Annotated in this window: 11 protein-coding genes, 1 tRNA gene and 1 pseudogene; 8 read left to right on the forward strand and 5 right to left on the reverse strand. The window is 60.6% G+C overall.

Translation table 11 applies throughout. From position 1 onward, the window contains the following. Positions 1-2: 2 nt before the first annotated feature. Positions 3-79: transfer RNA gene (locus CTT34_RS16830), tRNA-Arg, on the reverse strand. Between the two features lie 154 nt (positions 80-233). On the opposite strand from CTT34_RS16830, the gene CTT34_RS16835 reads away from it, so the two are divergent. From CTT34_RS16835 to CTT34_RS16845, 3 genes are read left to right on the forward strand one after another with little or no spacing between them, the layout of a single operon-like run. After that, the gene (locus CTT34_RS16835; RefSeq protein ID WP_159343443.1) at positions 234-1232 is read left to right on the forward strand and encodes a TRAP transporter substrate-binding protein; all 999 of its coding nucleotides are present in this window, start codon (positions 234-236) and stop codon (positions 1230-1232) included. Further along, a complete protein-coding gene (locus tag CTT34_RS16840; protein WP_159343850.1) occupies positions 1232-1756 on the forward strand; it encodes a TRAP transporter small permease in 525 nt (174 codons plus the stop codon). The genes CTT34_RS16835 and CTT34_RS16840 overlap by 1 nt, the downstream gene beginning before the upstream one ends. After that, positions 1753-3012, forward strand: a complete 1260-nt coding sequence (locus CTT34_RS16845) for a TRAP transporter large permease (RefSeq protein WP_159343444.1) — start codon at positions 1753-1755, stop codon at positions 3010-3012. The genes CTT34_RS16840 and CTT34_RS16845 overlap by 4 nt, the downstream gene beginning before the upstream one ends. 26 nt (positions 3013-3038) lie before the next feature. Here CTT34_RS16845 and CTT34_RS16850 read toward each other — a convergent pair whose 3' ends face one another. Next, complete coding sequence (locus CTT34_RS16850) at positions 3039-4118, reverse strand: GlxA family transcriptional regulator (RefSeq protein ID WP_254436416.1); 1080 nt, start codon at positions 4116-4118, stop codon at positions 3039-3041. Between the two features lie 30 nt (positions 4119-4148). Next, entirely contained in the window at positions 4149-5222 is a 1074-nt protein-coding gene (locus CTT34_RS16855) for a substrate-binding domain-containing protein (protein ID WP_159343445.1), read from the reverse strand. A gap of 141 nt (positions 5223-5363) precedes the next feature. Between CTT34_RS16855 and CTT34_RS16860 the strand changes: the two genes are divergently transcribed. The 5 genes from CTT34_RS16860 to CTT34_RS16880 are packed head-to-tail and all read left to right on the forward strand — an operon-like array spanning position 5364 to position 11404. Beyond that, positions 5364-5858 (forward strand): formate dehydrogenase subunit gamma, encoded by a 495-nt coding sequence (locus tag CTT34_RS16860; protein WP_159343446.1) that lies wholly within the window; start codon positions 5364-5366, stop codon positions 5856-5858. After that, a complete protein-coding gene (locus tag CTT34_RS16865; RefSeq protein WP_159343447.1) occupies positions 5855-7411 on the forward strand; it encodes a formate dehydrogenase beta subunit in 1557 nt (518 codons plus the stop codon). The genes CTT34_RS16860 and CTT34_RS16865 overlap by 4 nt, the downstream gene beginning before the upstream one ends. Then, positions 7408-10308, forward strand: a complete 2901-nt coding sequence (fdhF, locus tag CTT34_RS16870; protein ID WP_159343448.1) for a formate dehydrogenase subunit alpha — start codon at positions 7408-7410, stop codon at positions 10306-10308. The genes CTT34_RS16865 and fdhF overlap by 4 nt, the downstream gene beginning before the upstream one ends. Further along, positions 10305-11147 (forward strand): formate dehydrogenase accessory sulfurtransferase FdhD, encoded by an 843-nt coding sequence (fdhD, locus tag CTT34_RS16875; RefSeq protein WP_159343449.1) that lies wholly within the window; start codon positions 10305-10307, stop codon positions 11145-11147. The genes fdhF and fdhD overlap by 4 nt, the downstream gene beginning before the upstream one ends. Positions 11148-11158: 11 nt before the next feature. Further along, positions 11159-11404: a formate dehydrogenase subunit delta gene (locus CTT34_RS16880; RefSeq protein WP_159343450.1), complete on the forward strand. Its 246-nt coding sequence runs from the start codon at positions 11159-11161 to the stop codon at positions 11402-11404. Positions 11405-11460: 56 nt separating this feature from the next. On the opposite strand, the gene CTT34_RS16885 is transcribed toward CTT34_RS16880, so the two are convergent. Continuing rightward, a complete protein-coding gene (locus CTT34_RS16885) occupies positions 11461-12411 on the reverse strand; it encodes a D-2-hydroxyacid dehydrogenase family protein (RefSeq protein WP_159343451.1) in 951 nt (316 codons plus the stop codon). After that, a pseudogene (locus CTT34_RS18655) lies at positions 12411-14365 on the reverse strand (TRAP transporter permease). The gene CTT34_RS16885 and the pseudogene CTT34_RS18655 overlap by 1 nt, the downstream one beginning before the upstream one ends. Between the last annotated feature and the right edge of the window lie 33 nt (positions 14366-14398).

The raw sequence follows: 14398 nt of genomic DNA on the forward strand, positions 1-14398 counted from the left end.
TTTGGCGCGCCCGGCAGGAATTGAACCTGCGACCTTCGGCTTCGGAGGCCGACACTCTATCCAACTGAGCTACGGGCGCTTTGGGTGCGTATCGTACCCGGGTGGGCGGGCTGTGTCTAGCGGCGGGGCGGTTTTAGGCTGCCTTGTGATTGACCGTTTTCCCTGCGGTGGTGCATGCTCTGGAGGCACTTTTGCACCTCTTACCCCCCTTGGTCATATTGGGAACATAATAAATGAAAACATTTGCACGTAGTACGCTGGCACTGGGCATCTCACTGGCGTTGGTTAGCGCCGCGAACGCCAACGATTTTGCGGATATGAACCCCGTCACGCTGCGTTTAGCCCACGTGGTGAACGAGCAGGATGGCTTCCATATTGCCGCCACCAAGTTTGAAGAGCTGGTGGAAGAGCGCACCGATGGCAAAGTGAATATCGAGATCTTCCCTAACGCCTCGCTGGGCGATGAGCGCACGCTGCTGGAAGGCATGCAGATCGGCACCGTGGATATGGGCGTGATTACCAACGGGCCGGTAGCCAACTTTGTCGAAGAGATGGCGGTGTTTGAACTGCCGTTCCTTTTCCCCTCCCCGGAAGCCGCTTATAGCGTGTTGGATGGCCCCATCGGCCAGGAGCTGTTAGATAAGCTGGCAGACGTGAACCTGAAAGGCTTGGCTTACGCCGAGCGCGGTTTCCGTAACCTGACAAACAGCGAGCGGGCGGTGAACTCCCCAGAAGACCTGGATGGCCTGCGCATCCGCGTGATGGAAAACCCGGTGTACACCGATACCTTCCGCGAGCTGGGTGCCAACGCGATTCCCATGGCCTGGACCGAAGCGCTCACCGCTATGCAGCAGGGCACCATCGACGGCCAGGAAAACCCGGTGAACGTGATTCACTCGTTCAAACTGGATGAAACCCAGACCTACATGACGCTCTCTCGCCACACCTACGCCCCGGCCATTTTTGTGATGGGCATGCCCGCCTGGAACCAGCTGCCCGAAGCCGCCCAAGCGGTATTGGAAGAAGCCGCCCAGGAAGCTGCCGAGCATGAGCGCCAGGTGAACGCAGATATGGAAGCCGAGCAGCTGGCAGCACTGCGCGAAGCAGGCATGGAAATTAACGACACCCCCGATATGGAAGCCTTCCAAGCCGCCGTTGCGCCGGTATACGAGAAGTACGGCGAGCAGTTTGGTGACTACCTGCCGCGTATCCAGGAGGCGCTGCAACAGTGATGTCGTTTGCACAGCCTCTTTTGACGCTGCTGCAACGCATTGAACGCGGGCTGGATGCCATCATCCAGCCCGTGGTGTTTGCGGGCATGGCGGCTTTAATTGGCGTAATCACGCTACAGATCGTCTCGCGGGTGCTGTTCAGCGCCGTAGGCTGGACCGAAGAGGTCGCGCGGTTTCTGCTGGTGTGGATCACCTTTTTAGCGGGCACGCTGGCGTTTCAGCGCGGGCGGCATATCGCGGTTACTTTTGCGGTGGATGCCCTACCGCTGCCGCTGCGTAAGCTGGCCAGGCTTGCGGCGCTGGCGATTGTGGTGGCGTTCATGATCACGCTGGTGGTGATTGGCTACCGCTATATGCAGGTACAGAGCTTCCAGAAATCCGCCTCGCTGCGACTCTCGATGACCTATGTGTACGCAGTGATTCCGCTCGCGGCGGGCATCATGGCGTGGTACGCCCTGGTGGATATGATCGAGGTACTGGTGAACGGTGAACCCACCGCCGCCGACCAGGAGGAGCCGCTATGACGCTGGTACTCTTTGGGCTGTTCTTCCTGTTTATGCTGCTGGGCGTGCCGATTGCCTTCGCGATTGGGGCCAGCTCGCTGTACGCGCTGTATCAATCCGGCGTGCCGCTGATGGTGGTCACCCAGCAGATGTTCCAGGGCATTAACTCCTTTGCCTTGGTGGCTATTCCGATGTTTATCCTGGCCGGGGATTTAATGGCCCAGGGCAAAGTCAGCGAGCGGCTGGTGAGCTTTGCCGATTCGCTGGTGGGCTTTATGCGCGGCGGGCTGTCGGTGGTGTCGGTGATGGCGGGCATGTTCTTTGCGGCTATTTCCGGCTCCGGCGCGGCCACCACGGCGGCGGTGGGTTCAAGCCTAGTGCCGGAGCTTAAGCGCAAAGGCTACGACCCCGCCTCAGCGGCTAGCTTAATTGCCGCTAGCGGTACCATTGGCGTGGTGATTCCCCCGTCGGTGCCGATGATTATCTACGCGGTCATTGCCCAGCAGTCGGTGTCGTCGCTGTTCTTGAACGGCTTTTTGCCGGGGCTGGCGATGGGTATAGCACTCATGGCCATTGCAATTACCCAGGCGTATAAACGCAAGTACCCGAAAGGTACGCCGCTCTCACTGGCCACTATTTGGCGCACGTTAAAAGCGGCCAGCTGGGGGCTGATGACGCCGGTGATTATTCTGGGGGGGATCTTCTCGGGGATTTTCACGCCGTCGGAAGCCGCCGTGGTGGCGGTGAACTACGCGCTGCTGGTGTCGCTGTTTGTGTATCGGGACCTAACCCTGCCCCAAGTGTATAAGCTGCTGATTCGCTCGGCGATGACCACGGCGGTGATTATGCTGGTGATTGCTATGTCAGCGGTGCTGAGCTGGACGCTCTCTAGCTGGCAGGTGCCCGGCGCGATTGCCCAGGCGGTGCTGTCGCTCTCCACCAACCCTTACGTGATTATGCTGCTGGTGGTGGCGGTGATCCTGCTGACCGGGGTGTTTATCGAAACGGCCAGCGCCTTGATCATTCTGACCCCGGTGCTGCTGCCGCTGGTGCTACAGTTGGGCATCGACCCGATCCACTTCGGGCTGATCATTGTGGTGGGGCTATCGATTGGCATGATTACCCCACCCGTCGCCATCAACTTGTACGTGGCGTCGTCCGTTACCCAACTGCCGCTAGAGCGGATTACCCGCGCCATTATCCCTTACCTACTAGGGCTGATTGGCGTGCTGCTGCTGGTGGTTTACATGCCCATACTGCTGGGCTGGTCGAGCTGAGGCCAATCTTCGCGCTGACGAGCGGATTACTGCGCGTAGCCGCTGGCTTGGCACGACTTCCGAAACTGGCCAGGCGTGACGTCGAACAGTTGATAAAAGCAGCTGCGAAAATGGGAGATACTCACGAAGCCCGTGGCAACCGCTACTTCGGCCACGGGCTTGTTGGTTTGCTGCAGCAACTGGCGTGCGCGGGTTAAGCGAAGCTCCATATAGTAACGCGAGGGGCTTGCATCGACATACGTGCAAAACATGCGCTCTAACTGACGTCGTGAAATGTTGACCCAGTTGGCGATTTCGGCAATCGTCAGCGGTTCTTCGATATTGTTTTTCATGAGCTGCAAGGAGACCTTGAGCTTTTCAGGTAAAGTCGGATTCTGGTCGACGTTGAGGGTCGAGACATCCGGCGAATCGAGACCCTTGTCGCAACTCAGCATCTCTTCCACTGCCGCAACCACGGCGTTGCCACAGTCGGCGCGCACCACCTCGAGCATCATACTCAGCGAGCTGCTGGCACCTGCACAGCTCAGCCGATTGCGATCCACGATGAAGCTACGGCTGGTCACGGAGACATCCCAAAACTGCTCGGTCATCATCGCCCGGCCATCCGGGTGATAAGCACACTGATAACCGCTCAGTAGCCCCGCCTCCGCAAGAAAGTAGGCACCGTTCCAAAGCCCGCCCAGCACGACGCCCTGCGCATCAGCACTTCTCAATCGGCTGCGCAACAGCGGCGTCATTTTCGGCTGTACGCGAAGCCCCCCGCAAACGATCAACACATCGACCGACGGCGAGGCGCTATCGAAAGCATCGAGCGATATGTCAGTGGCCACCTCGATACCCAAATCGGATACTGTGGCGCCCGCTTCACCGCCGACCACCACCACGTCGTACAGCGTGGTGGCCTTCATCAGATTCGTGGTCACCAGCGCATCTACCGCGCCGGTAAACGCCATCATCGAGAAGTGCTCTAGCAGAACGAATGCGACGCGGCGTGTGCCATGGAGTGTTTCGCGCCCATCGTCTGGCGTCATGTAGGGCAAATTCTTACTCTTCAACGTGCTAGAGAATCGGTCTCGCATGCGCCCTCGGTATTCATTGGCTGTCATGGTTTTTTCAAACGCTGCTCACTTCATCCACTAACGATGGCCGATGGCGTCGAGCACTTCGTCTACCGACCTCACCTCGCCACACCGGTTAGGGGCATACCCCGGCAGCTTGCTGACCGCTTCTCGAAAAGAGGCGCCGCGCAGCGTCTTCAAAAAGCGCTGGACGCGGGGCTCTTTCAAGGAGCGATGATGGCAAGCGAGCAGGTAATCCTCGGTGGCCAGCGGGATGAAGTCGAGTCCAAATTTTTGGGCGGCAGCCTCCACACCAAAACCGACGTCCGCCATGCCAGCCGCCACGTAAGCGGCAACGGCGGAGTGGGTATACTCCTCTATGTCAAAGCCACGAATCTGATGACTGGGCACTCGCGCCTCTTCCAATAGGCAGTCTAGCAGCGAGCGCGTGCCTGACGAGAGCTGGCGGTTCACAAACCGAATGCCCCTCGCATTCAATGAGGTGATCGCGTCGATTCCCAGCGGGTTGCCGCGACCCACTATCAGCCCTTGAGTGCGGGAGATAAAGCCGATCACTCGATGCTGCTGGGGCTTGAGTAAACCGTCATACGTAGCCCGCACACGCTCACCGACTGATCCACGCGGCAGATGAAACCCTGCAACGTCACACGCCCCTCTTTCGAGCGCGGCCAGCGACTCATGCGGGCTGCAGTACTGTAAATCCAGCGGAAGGTCCTTCAGATGCGTTGGTAACAGCTCTACTGCAAAGCCATGGCTAGCGTGCAGCCGCAGCACCGACGATGTCCCCTGGCAAAGCCGTTGAATGGTGAGATTGAGCTCCGAACCAAGGCTTTCTAGCTGCGGCCCTAAGCGGGCTACCGCGCGCTGCTCGGCCCACAGGAGCTGTTCGCCTAGCACCGATAACTTGGCACCGCGGCCTCGCTGAAGCTCCACAAGCGGCACACCAAAAAAATCATCACCCTGGCGCAATAAGTTCCATGCATGCCGGTATGAGACACCTACCTCCTCGGCGGCCTGGGTTAACTTACCCCATCGATATACGGCACCCAGCAGGCGAAGAAGCTGTGAGTCGAGCTGATTTCCTGCTTCGTCTCGAAAGCACCAGCTAGGAATAACTGAGATTTTCTTCATAGGCACAAATTTTCATATTTTTTAGTTGTGAACTTGATGCTAGCGTGAAATTAACCGTGATGCACGCTGATGACAGCCTCATCCAGAATAGGCACATACGTGCATATTTATAATAAACAATTTGCACCGGGGAGAGACATAATGAACGGGTCTCCAGAATGGTCGCTGTCGTCGATACAAGCCGAGATCGACTCGCTCAAACACAAACCTGGCGCGCTGCTGCCGATCCTCCATGCACTGCAGGATCGCTTTGGTTTCGTACCCTCAGATGCCATTCCCCTCATCGCCGAGTCGCTAAACACAACTCGCGCCGAGGTACACGGGGTCATCACGTTCTACCACCATTTTCGAACCACGCCGCCAGGCCGCCACGTGTTACAGGTTTGCCGCGCCGAAGCGTGCCAAGCGGTGGGTGGCCGAGCACTTGAAGCTCACGTGAAGTCCCGCTTGGGAATCGATTACCACCAAACCACCCCAGATCGTGACATCACCCTGGAAGCCGTTTACTGCCTGGGTAACTGCGCCTGTGGCCCTTCGCTACGCGTGAACGACGAGATACGTGGCCGCATCACACCTGACGCTTTCGATACGCTGTTGGACGAGCTGCAGACCCAGCCCCTGGAGATGATGTCATGAGCGTGCGCGTGTTCGTTCCCCGTGAAACCACCGCGCTGTCACTAGGTGCCGACACCATTGCGCGACGCCTGGAGCGCGACACTGCCGCTCGGCATGAAGGCATTACGCTGGTACGCAACGGCTCACGAGGACTGTTCTGGCTAGAGCCCATGATTGAGGTCGAGACCCCCAAAGGGCGTTTTGCCTACGGGCCGGTCACGCCCAGTGACGTCCCAGAACTGCTCGATAGCGGCCTTTTGGAAGGCTGCGTCAACCACCCACTGGCGCTAGGACGCACCGACGAGATCGAGTATTTGGCACACCAGCAGCGCCTCACCTTTGCCCGTATCGGCGTCATCGACCCGCTCTCCATCGACGACTATCAAGCCCACCGCGGTTTCACCGGTTTGGAGGCCGCGCTAACGCTGACCCCTCAGGCCATCGTCGATGAAGTGAAGGCCTCCGGGCTACGCGGGCGCGGCGGCGCGGCGTTCCCCACCGGCATCAAGTGGCAGACGGTACTGGATGCCCCCGCCGACCAGAAGTACATCGTCTGTAACGCCGACGAAGGCGACTCCGGCACCTTCGCCGACCGACTGGCCATGGAATGCGACCCCTACATGCTCATCGAAGGCATGACCATCGCCGGGCTCGCCGTGGGTGCCACCCAAGGCTATATCTACCTGCGCTCGGAGTACCCGCTGGCGAAACAAGTGCTCGACGAGGCCATCGCCCGCGCCGAACGGGCGGGCTTCCTGGGTGACGACATTCGCCACAGCGGCCACACCTTCCACCTGGAAGTCCGCCTGGGGGCCGGTGCCTATATCTGCGGCGAGGAAACCTCGCTGCTCGAAAGCCTGGAGGGCAAGCGTGGCCTAGTGCGCTTCAAGCCGCCGCTGCCCGCCATCGAGGGGCTTTTTGGCCGCCCCACCGTAGTCAATAACGTGCTCTCACTGGCGGCCGTGCCGTTCATTCTTGCCGAAGGGGGCAGCGCCTACGCGGATTACGGTATGGGCCGCTCGAAAGGTACCCTGGCGCTACAGCTAGCGGGCAACGTCAAGCGCGGCGGACTGGTGGAGCTGGCCTTCGGCACCACCTTGCGCACGCTGATGGAGGAATTTGGTGGCGGCACGCTCTCCGGTAAGCCGTTGCGCGCCGTCCAGGTAGGCGGGCCGCTGTGCGCTTACCTGCCCGAGAGCCAATGGGACATGCCGCTGGATTACGAGACCTTCGCTGAGGTAGGCGCAGGCATCGGTCACGGCGGCGTAGTGATGTTCGATGACAGCGTCGATATGGCCGAGCAGGCGCGCTTCTCAATGGAGTTCTGCAAGGTGGAGTCGTGTGGCAAATGTACCCCCTGTCGCATTGGCTCGACCCGCGGCGTAGAGGTAATCGACCGCATTCGCGCCAACGACAACCGGGAGGCCAACCTCGTTCTGCTCAGGGATCTGTGCGACACGATGGTGGACGGCTCGCTCTGCGCCATGGGCGGCATGACACCCTTTCCGGTACAGAGCGCGTTGAAACACTTCCCCGGCGACTTTCAGCGCCCGGCGAATGGAGAGCCATCATGATCCAACATTTCGATCCCCGCCATCAGGCCAACAGCGTCGATGTCAGCCGCGACTATTTCAAGAAAGACTACGGCACGCCCGCGCCAGCCGCCGGCAAGGCCAGCGTCAACATCGAGATCGACGGTATCACGCTCAGCGTGCCGGAAGGCACCTCCGTACTGCGCGCCGCCGCCCTGGCCGATATCAGTATTCCCAAGCTCTGCGCCACCGATAGCCTCGAGGCGTTCGGCTCTTGCCGCCTGTGCGCCGTCGAAATCGAAGGGCGCCGCGGCCTGCCCGCCTCCTGCACCACGCCGGTGGTGGAGGGAATGAAGGTGACCACCCAAAACGCACGACTCGCCAAACTGCGCCGCAACGTGATGGAGCTCTACATCTCCGACCACCCCCTGGACTGCCTGACCTGTCCGGCCAACGGTGACTGCGAGCTGCAAGACATGGCGGGTAGCGTCGGTCTGCGCGAGGTGCGTTACGGCTTCAGCGGCGAGAACCACCTGGAGGCCGTCAAGGACGAGTCCAACCCTTATTTCACCTTCGATCCCAGCAAGTGCATCGTCTGCTCACGCTGTGTGCGCGCTTGTGACGAAGTGCAGGGCACCTTCGCGCTGACCATCGACGGCCGGGGCTTCGACTCGAAGGTCTCGGCGGGTCAAAACGATGCCTTCATGGATTCGGACTGCGTCTCCTGTGGCGCCTGCGTGCAGGCCTGTCCCACCGCCACACTGATGGAGAAGAGCGTGATCGACCAGGGCGTGCCGGACAGAAGCGTGGTCACCACTTGCGCTTACTGCGGCGTGGGATGCTCCTTCGAGGCCCAGATGAAGGGCGACAAGCTGATACGCATGGTCCCTTATAAAGGAGGCGACGCCAATCACGGCCACTCCTGTGTCAAAGGGCGCTTCGCCTTCGGCTACGCTACCCACAAGGATCGCATCCGCGAGCCTATGATCCGTGACAGCATCGACCAGCCTTGGCGCAGCGTCTCCTGGGAGGAGGCCATCGGCTTTGCCGCCCGCCGCCTGAAGGAGACCCAGGCGCGCTACGGTCGCGAAAGCATCGGAGGCATCACCTCTTCCCGCTGCACCAACGAAGAGACCTATCTGGTTCAGAAACTGATCCGCGCGGCGTTTGGCAACAACAACACCGACACCTGTGCTCGGGTGTGCCACTCGCCTACCGGCTACGGCCTGAAGACCACACTAGGCGAGTCTGCGGGTACGCAAACCTTCGACTCGGTGATGCAGGCCGACGCAATCATCGTGATCGGCGCCAACCCCACCGACGCCCACCCGGTGTTTGCCTCACAAATGCGTAAACGCTTGCGCCAGGGCGCCAAGCTGATCGTCGCCGACCCGCGCCATATCGACCTCTTGAAAACCCCGCACATGGGCGAGGCGCAGCACCTGCCGCTGCGCCCAGGCACCAACGTCGCGCTGATCAACGCCCTGGCCCACGTGGTGATCAGCGAAGGACTCGAAGACACCGCGTTCGTGGCTCGGCGCTGCGATAGCGAGGCGTACCAAAGCTGGCGCGCCTTCATCGAAGACCCGCGCCACTCGCCGGAAGCCAGCGAAAGCATCACCGGCGTGCCCGCCGAGGCCGTGCGACAAGCGGCACGCACCTACGCCACTGCCAACAACGGCGCCATCTACTACGGCCTCGGCGTTACTGAGCACAGCCAGGGCTCGACCATGGTGATGGGCATCGCCAACCTCGCCATGGCCACCGGCAACATCGGCCGTGAAGGCGTGGGCGTGAACCCGCTGCGCGGCCAGAATAACGTCCAGGGCTCCTGCGACATGGGCTCCTTCCCGCATGAGCTGCCGGGCTACCAGCATGTCGCCGACCCCATTGCACGCGGCCGCTTCGAAGACGTGTGGGGCGTGACACTCGACGACGAACCGGGGCTGAGGATTCCTAACATGTTCGATGCCGCCATCGAAGGGAGCTTCAAGGCGCTCTACGTGCAGGGAGAGGACATCGCCCAGTCCGACCCCAATACGCAGCACGTCGAGGCAGCGCTCTCGTCGCTGGACTGTCTGATCGTGCAGGACATTTTCCTCAACGAGACGGCCAAGTTCGCCCACGTACTGCTGCCGGGATCAAGCTTTTTGGAGAAAAATGGCACCTTCACCAACGCCGAACGGCGCATCAACAGAGTGCGCAAAGTGATGCCCGCCGTGGCCGGTAAGGAAGACTGGCAAGTCACCCAGGCGTTGGCCAATGCCCTGGGCTACCCGATGCACTACACGCACCCGTCCGAGATTATGGACGAAATCGCGCAGCTCACCCCGAGTTTCGCGGGCGTTAGCTATGCCAAGCTGGAGGAGTACGGCAGCCTGCAGTGGCCTTGCAACGCCGACTATCCGCTGGGTATGCCGACCCTGCACGAGCACGAGTTTCCCATTGGCCTGGGCCGTTTTGCGATCACCGAGTACGTGGCGACGGAAGAGCGCACCAACCGCCGCTTCCCGCTGCTGTTGACCACCGGCCGCATTCTCAGCCAGTACAACGTGGGCGCCCAGACACGGCGCACCGACAATCAGTACTGGCACAACGAGGACGTGCTGGAGCTACATCCGTCTGATGCCGAGGTACGCGGCGTGCGTGACGGCGACTGGCTGGGTATTACTAGCCGCTCTGGGCAAACGGTGCTACGCGCCCGACTCAGCGAACGCATGCAGCCCGGGGTCGTCTATACGACCTTCCACCATCCCGGTAGCGGGGCGAACGTGATCACCACGGACAACTCGGATTGGGCCACCAACTGCCCCGAATACAAGGTCACCGCCGTGCAAATCGAAAAAGTCAGCCAGCCCTCCGCCTGGCAGCAGCGCTTCAACGCCTTCGATCAGGCCCAGCGCGATCATTTGTCCAAGGCGCACCAGGAGGCGCCATGAGCGCAGAGCATACCCAACGCACCTCGGCCGAGGCAGCGCTCATGCGTCTTCCGGTGGAGGAGCGCCGTGGCAGTAACGGCTGGCATGCCGACACTCACGAAGATGGCCTAGCACTGGAGCAGCCGGTCGCGCTGGTCTACAACGGGATCTCTCACGCGGTGATGATGGCTAGCCCAACGGATTTGGAGGCGTTCGCGCTAGGCTTCAGCCTTACCGAAGGCATTCTGCACAGCGTCGATGAGTGCTACGACCTGGAAGTTCACGAAGCCCCGGGTGGCCTGTCCATTCACCTCACCATCGCCAACCAGCGAATGGCCGAGCTCAAGCAGCGGCGCCGTAGCCTGACCGGGCGGACCGGCTGCGGGCTATGCGGCACCGAGGCGCTAGAACAGGCCATCCGCCCAATCCCGACAGTCAAGACACCGTCGCTTAGCGACGCCGCCATCCAGCGTGCCTTGCAGGAGCTATGCACCCACCAACCGCTTCAGGCCGTGACGGGTGCCAGTCACGGCGCTGCTTGGTGCGATTTACAGGGCCGCATTCAGTGGACCTGCGAGGATGTGGGTCGCCATAACGCTCTGGACAAATTAATCGGTACCTTAGCGCGCGAGAACGCGCTTTTGGCAAGTGGCTTCGTGCTGGTCACCAGCCGCGCCAGCTACGAGATGGTCCATAAATGTGCCAGCGTAGGCATCGGTGCCTTGGTGGCCGTCTCGGCGGCCACCTCGTTGGCTGTGGAGCAGGCCCAAACGGCGGGGCTCTTTCTAGCAGGCTTTGCCCGGCCCGGCCGTCACTTGATCTATCATCGCCCCGCCACGGCGGCGGTGGCCCACGGCTAAGGAGCCGCACCATGTCGTCGAACCACGAAATGCAGCTGGTCAACATGACCAATCAGATCGCCGCCAATCTGGGTGGCGGTCGCGATGAGGAGGCGGCTGCCGCCGCCACCTGCCGTCATCTGGAAACGTTCTGGGCGCGCTCGATGAAACAGCGCCTAGTCGCCACCTTAGCGCACGGCGATAACGGCCTCACTCCACTGGCAAAGCGCGCCGTCAGCCTACTGGCAGAGCGGCTCGACGAACGTCAGGCGGGATAAGCCAAGCGCGCAGGGTTACCCTTGGGCAACCCTGCTTGCAACGTCGCTACAGATGCTTAGGCCTCGGCCAAGTTACGCCCTGGCGTGCCGGCATCAAACGCCAGCACGTTATCGAACGCATCGCCAAAGTAGAGCTCGTAGCTGTCTTTCTCCACGTAGCCCAGGTGCGGCGTGGCCAAGAAGTTGGGCAGCGCCAGCAGTGTATGCTCGATCACTGGCTCTTCATCGAATACGTCCACAGCGGCCATGCCGGGCCGCCCGGCTTTTAGCGCAGCCTCTAACGCGCCCGCCTCCACTAACGGCGCGCGGCTGGTATTCACCAGCACGGCCGTGGGCTTCATGCTGGCCAAATTCGCCGCTGTGACGATGCCGCGGGTTTCCGGGTTTGAGCGCAGGTGCAGGCTCAGCACGTCACTGCGCTCGAAAAACTCCTCTTGCGAAACCGCGACCTCTAGCCCTGCCGCTGCGGCCCGCTGACGGGTGCCTTCGCGGCCCCATACCAGTACGTTCATTTCAAACGCTTGGCCGTAGCGGGCCACTAACTGGCCTATTTTTCCATAGCCAAATACGCCCAGCGTGCGCCCTTTCAGGCCGGTGCCCAGGGTGCGCTGCCAGCGGCCTGCCTTGAGGTTTTCCACCTCTTCAGGAATGCGTCGCATGGCAGAGAGCACCAGCCCCCAGGTCAGCTCGGCCGCCGCATAGGGCGAGCCAGTGCCTGCCAGTACCACCACGCCGTGCTCGCGGCAGGCGGCCATGTCCACATGCGCCGCGCCGCCGCCGGTTTGGCTGATCAGCTTGAGCTTGGGCAGCCGCACCAGCAACGACGCGGTAATCGGCGTGCGCTCACGAATCAGCACCAGCGCATCGGCGTCTTTGAAGCGTTCAACCAACTCGTCTTCATCGCTCACGGTGTCGGTGTAAATCGTGACGTGGTGCCCCGCCAGCTTGGCGAAGGCATCGAGTTCACGCACGCAGTCCTGGTAATCATCGGGGATGACAATATGCATCAAAGCGGCTCCTTGCTCGGTGAGCGCGCTAAAGGGCGATCCCCTTTAGCAGCGTGGCTGAAATACCGCTGCCAGGCGAAGATCCCGACGATCACGGCGATGCCCACCACGTCTGTAATGGCTTGGCCGTTAATCAACATCAACGCGGCAAACAGCAGCAGTCCGCGCTCTACCCAGGAGCAGGGGCGAGCAAAGTAGCCTATCGTAGAGGCCGCCAAAGCAATGATACCCAGCACGCCAGAAGCCACCGCCATGGCGATTTCCAGCGTGGTGCCCTGCCCGAGCAGCGGCGGATGATAGACAAACATAAACGGAATCAGGAAGCCGCCCAAGGAAATTTTCGTCGCTGTCAGTGCGGTACGGAACCAGTGGGAGCCCGCAATCGCGCCGCCGATATAGGCCGCCAGTGCCACCGGAGGCGTTACCCCCGAAAGGATCGCAAAGTAAAGAATAAACAGGTGAGCAGAAAGACTCGGCAGACCCGCCTCGATAAAGGCTGCTGCGACCACCGATGCCGCCAGCATATACGCCGCCACGGTCGGTAAGCCCATTCCCAGAATAATCGCCACCACCATCGCCAACAGTAGCGTCACCAGCACATCGCCGCCGCTCACCATGACAATGAGTGAGGAGACTTTGAGCCCCAAGCCGGTCAAGCTGATCACCGCGGCAATGATCGCCACGCTGCCAATGATGACCGCAATCATCGCGGCGGTCATTGCCCCTGCTTCCAGCGCGGCGGGTAGTGATTTCACCCGCTCCCAGAGCGTGCCTTGGCTACGCGGTGACACCAGATACAGCACCATCGCGGTAAAATACGCCGCTACGGCTGCCGTGGTCGGCGTGTAGCGCAGCACGAGCATGGTGATCAGCACCACCAGCGGTAGCAGCAGGGTTTCGACATTGAAGAGCCCTTCACGCAGCGTCGGGCGCTGGTCTTTCGGGATCGGGTTCAACCCCAGGCGCTTCGCTTCGAAATGAACGCTCATCCAAATGGCGAGGTAAAACAGCAGCGCAGGAATCAGCGCAGCACTGATGATATCTAGATAACTTGTGGAGATGACGTCAGCCATCACAAACGCCGCAGCCCCCATGATCGGCGGCAGAATTTGCCCACCGGTCGAAGCAGAAGCCTCCGTCGCCGCCGCAAACCGCGGGCTATATCCATTTTTCTTCATTAAAGGAATGGTAAACACGCCGGTGGTGGCAACGTTCGCAGCCGTGCTGCCACTGATACTGCCAAACATGGCGCTACACAGCGTGGCGGCTTTTGCAGGCCCCCCGCCATCCCCCCCGTAGCGGCGTTAGAGAGACGCATGAACGTGTCGCCACCACCCGTGGTCACCAGCAGCGCACCAAACATGATGAACACCACAATGACGGTCGATGAGGTTCGCATGAGGCTGCCGAAAATGCCAGTCGGCCCTAAATAGAACGTGGCGACCAGGTCATCCCAACGGAAACCGCCGTGCCCCCATACACCGGGTAAATGCTGCCCAAATGCAGCATAAGCCAAGGCAATGAGTACTAGGATGGGAAACGCCAAGCCAATGGCCCGTCGGCAGGCCTCTAGCAATAATAAAATCGCGCTCACACCGAACACGAGATCCAGTGTGGTGGGCATCAAATACCCCAGTTGGTAAATGATGCGGTCAAAGTGATAAACGTAATATCCGCTTATGACGACGCTCAACAGGATGGGAACGATATCGAACCACGGAATACGGTGGGTATCCCGTACACGGCAATGATACGCCAGGAAGATCAACGGCAGCGCAAATAGCAGGTGCACCGCGTTTTGTGTGTTCACCGGTCCCGTCACAGCGGTATAAAGATGGAAAATAGCCATCGCCACCGCCGCTGTGCGGGCCACCATAAACCAGAAGCCGGTAAGCTGCCGCTTGCCTGCATCCTCCTGGTATTTTTCAACAACTGACTCTTTTGCGGTTTCCATGAGGGAACTCCCGCGCCGCCGAACAAAGGGGAG

The sequence above is a fragment of the Halomonas meridiana genome (assembly GCF_009846525.1).
GTDB lineage: Bacteria > Pseudomonadota > Gammaproteobacteria > Pseudomonadales > Halomonadaceae > Vreelandella.

Excerpts from the sequence above, each read along its gene's own strand:
- CTT34_RS16835 (WP_159343443.1), top strand. The coding sequence starts at position 234 with ATGAAAACATTTGCACGTAGTACGCTGGCACTGGGCATCTCACTGGCG.
- CTT34_RS16840 (WP_159343850.1), top strand. The coding sequence starts at position 1,232 with ATGTCGTTTGCACAGCCTCTTTTGACGCTGCTGCAACGCATTGAACGC.
- CTT34_RS16845 (WP_159343444.1), top strand. The coding sequence starts at position 1,753 with ATGACGCTGGTACTCTTTGGGCTGTTCTTCCTGTTTATGCTGCTGGGC.
- CTT34_RS16850 (WP_254436416.1), bottom strand. The coding sequence starts at position 4,118 with ATGACAGCCAATGAATACCGAGGGCGCATGCGAGACCGATTCTCTAGC.
- CTT34_RS16855 (WP_159343445.1), bottom strand. The coding sequence starts at position 5,222 with ATGAAGAAAATCTCAGTTATTCCTAGCTGGTGCTTTCGAGACGAAGCA.
- CTT34_RS16860 (WP_159343446.1), top strand. The coding sequence starts at position 5,364 with ATGAACGGGTCTCCAGAATGGTCGCTGTCGTCGATACAAGCCGAGATC.
- CTT34_RS16865 (WP_159343447.1), top strand. The coding sequence starts at position 5,855 with ATGAGCGTGCGCGTGTTCGTTCCCCGTGAAACCACCGCGCTGTCACTA.
- fdhF (WP_159343448.1), top strand. The coding sequence starts at position 7,408 with ATGATCCAACATTTCGATCCCCGCCATCAGGCCAACAGCGTCGATGTC.
- fdhD (WP_159343449.1), top strand. The coding sequence starts at position 10,305 with ATGAGCGCAGAGCATACCCAACGCACCTCGGCCGAGGCAGCGCTCATG.
- CTT34_RS16880 (WP_159343450.1), top strand. The coding sequence starts at position 11,159 with ATGTCGTCGAACCACGAAATGCAGCTGGTCAACATGACCAATCAGATC.
- CTT34_RS16885 (WP_159343451.1), bottom strand. The coding sequence starts at position 12,411 with ATGCATATTGTCATCCCCGATGATTACCAGGACTGCGTGCGTGAACTC.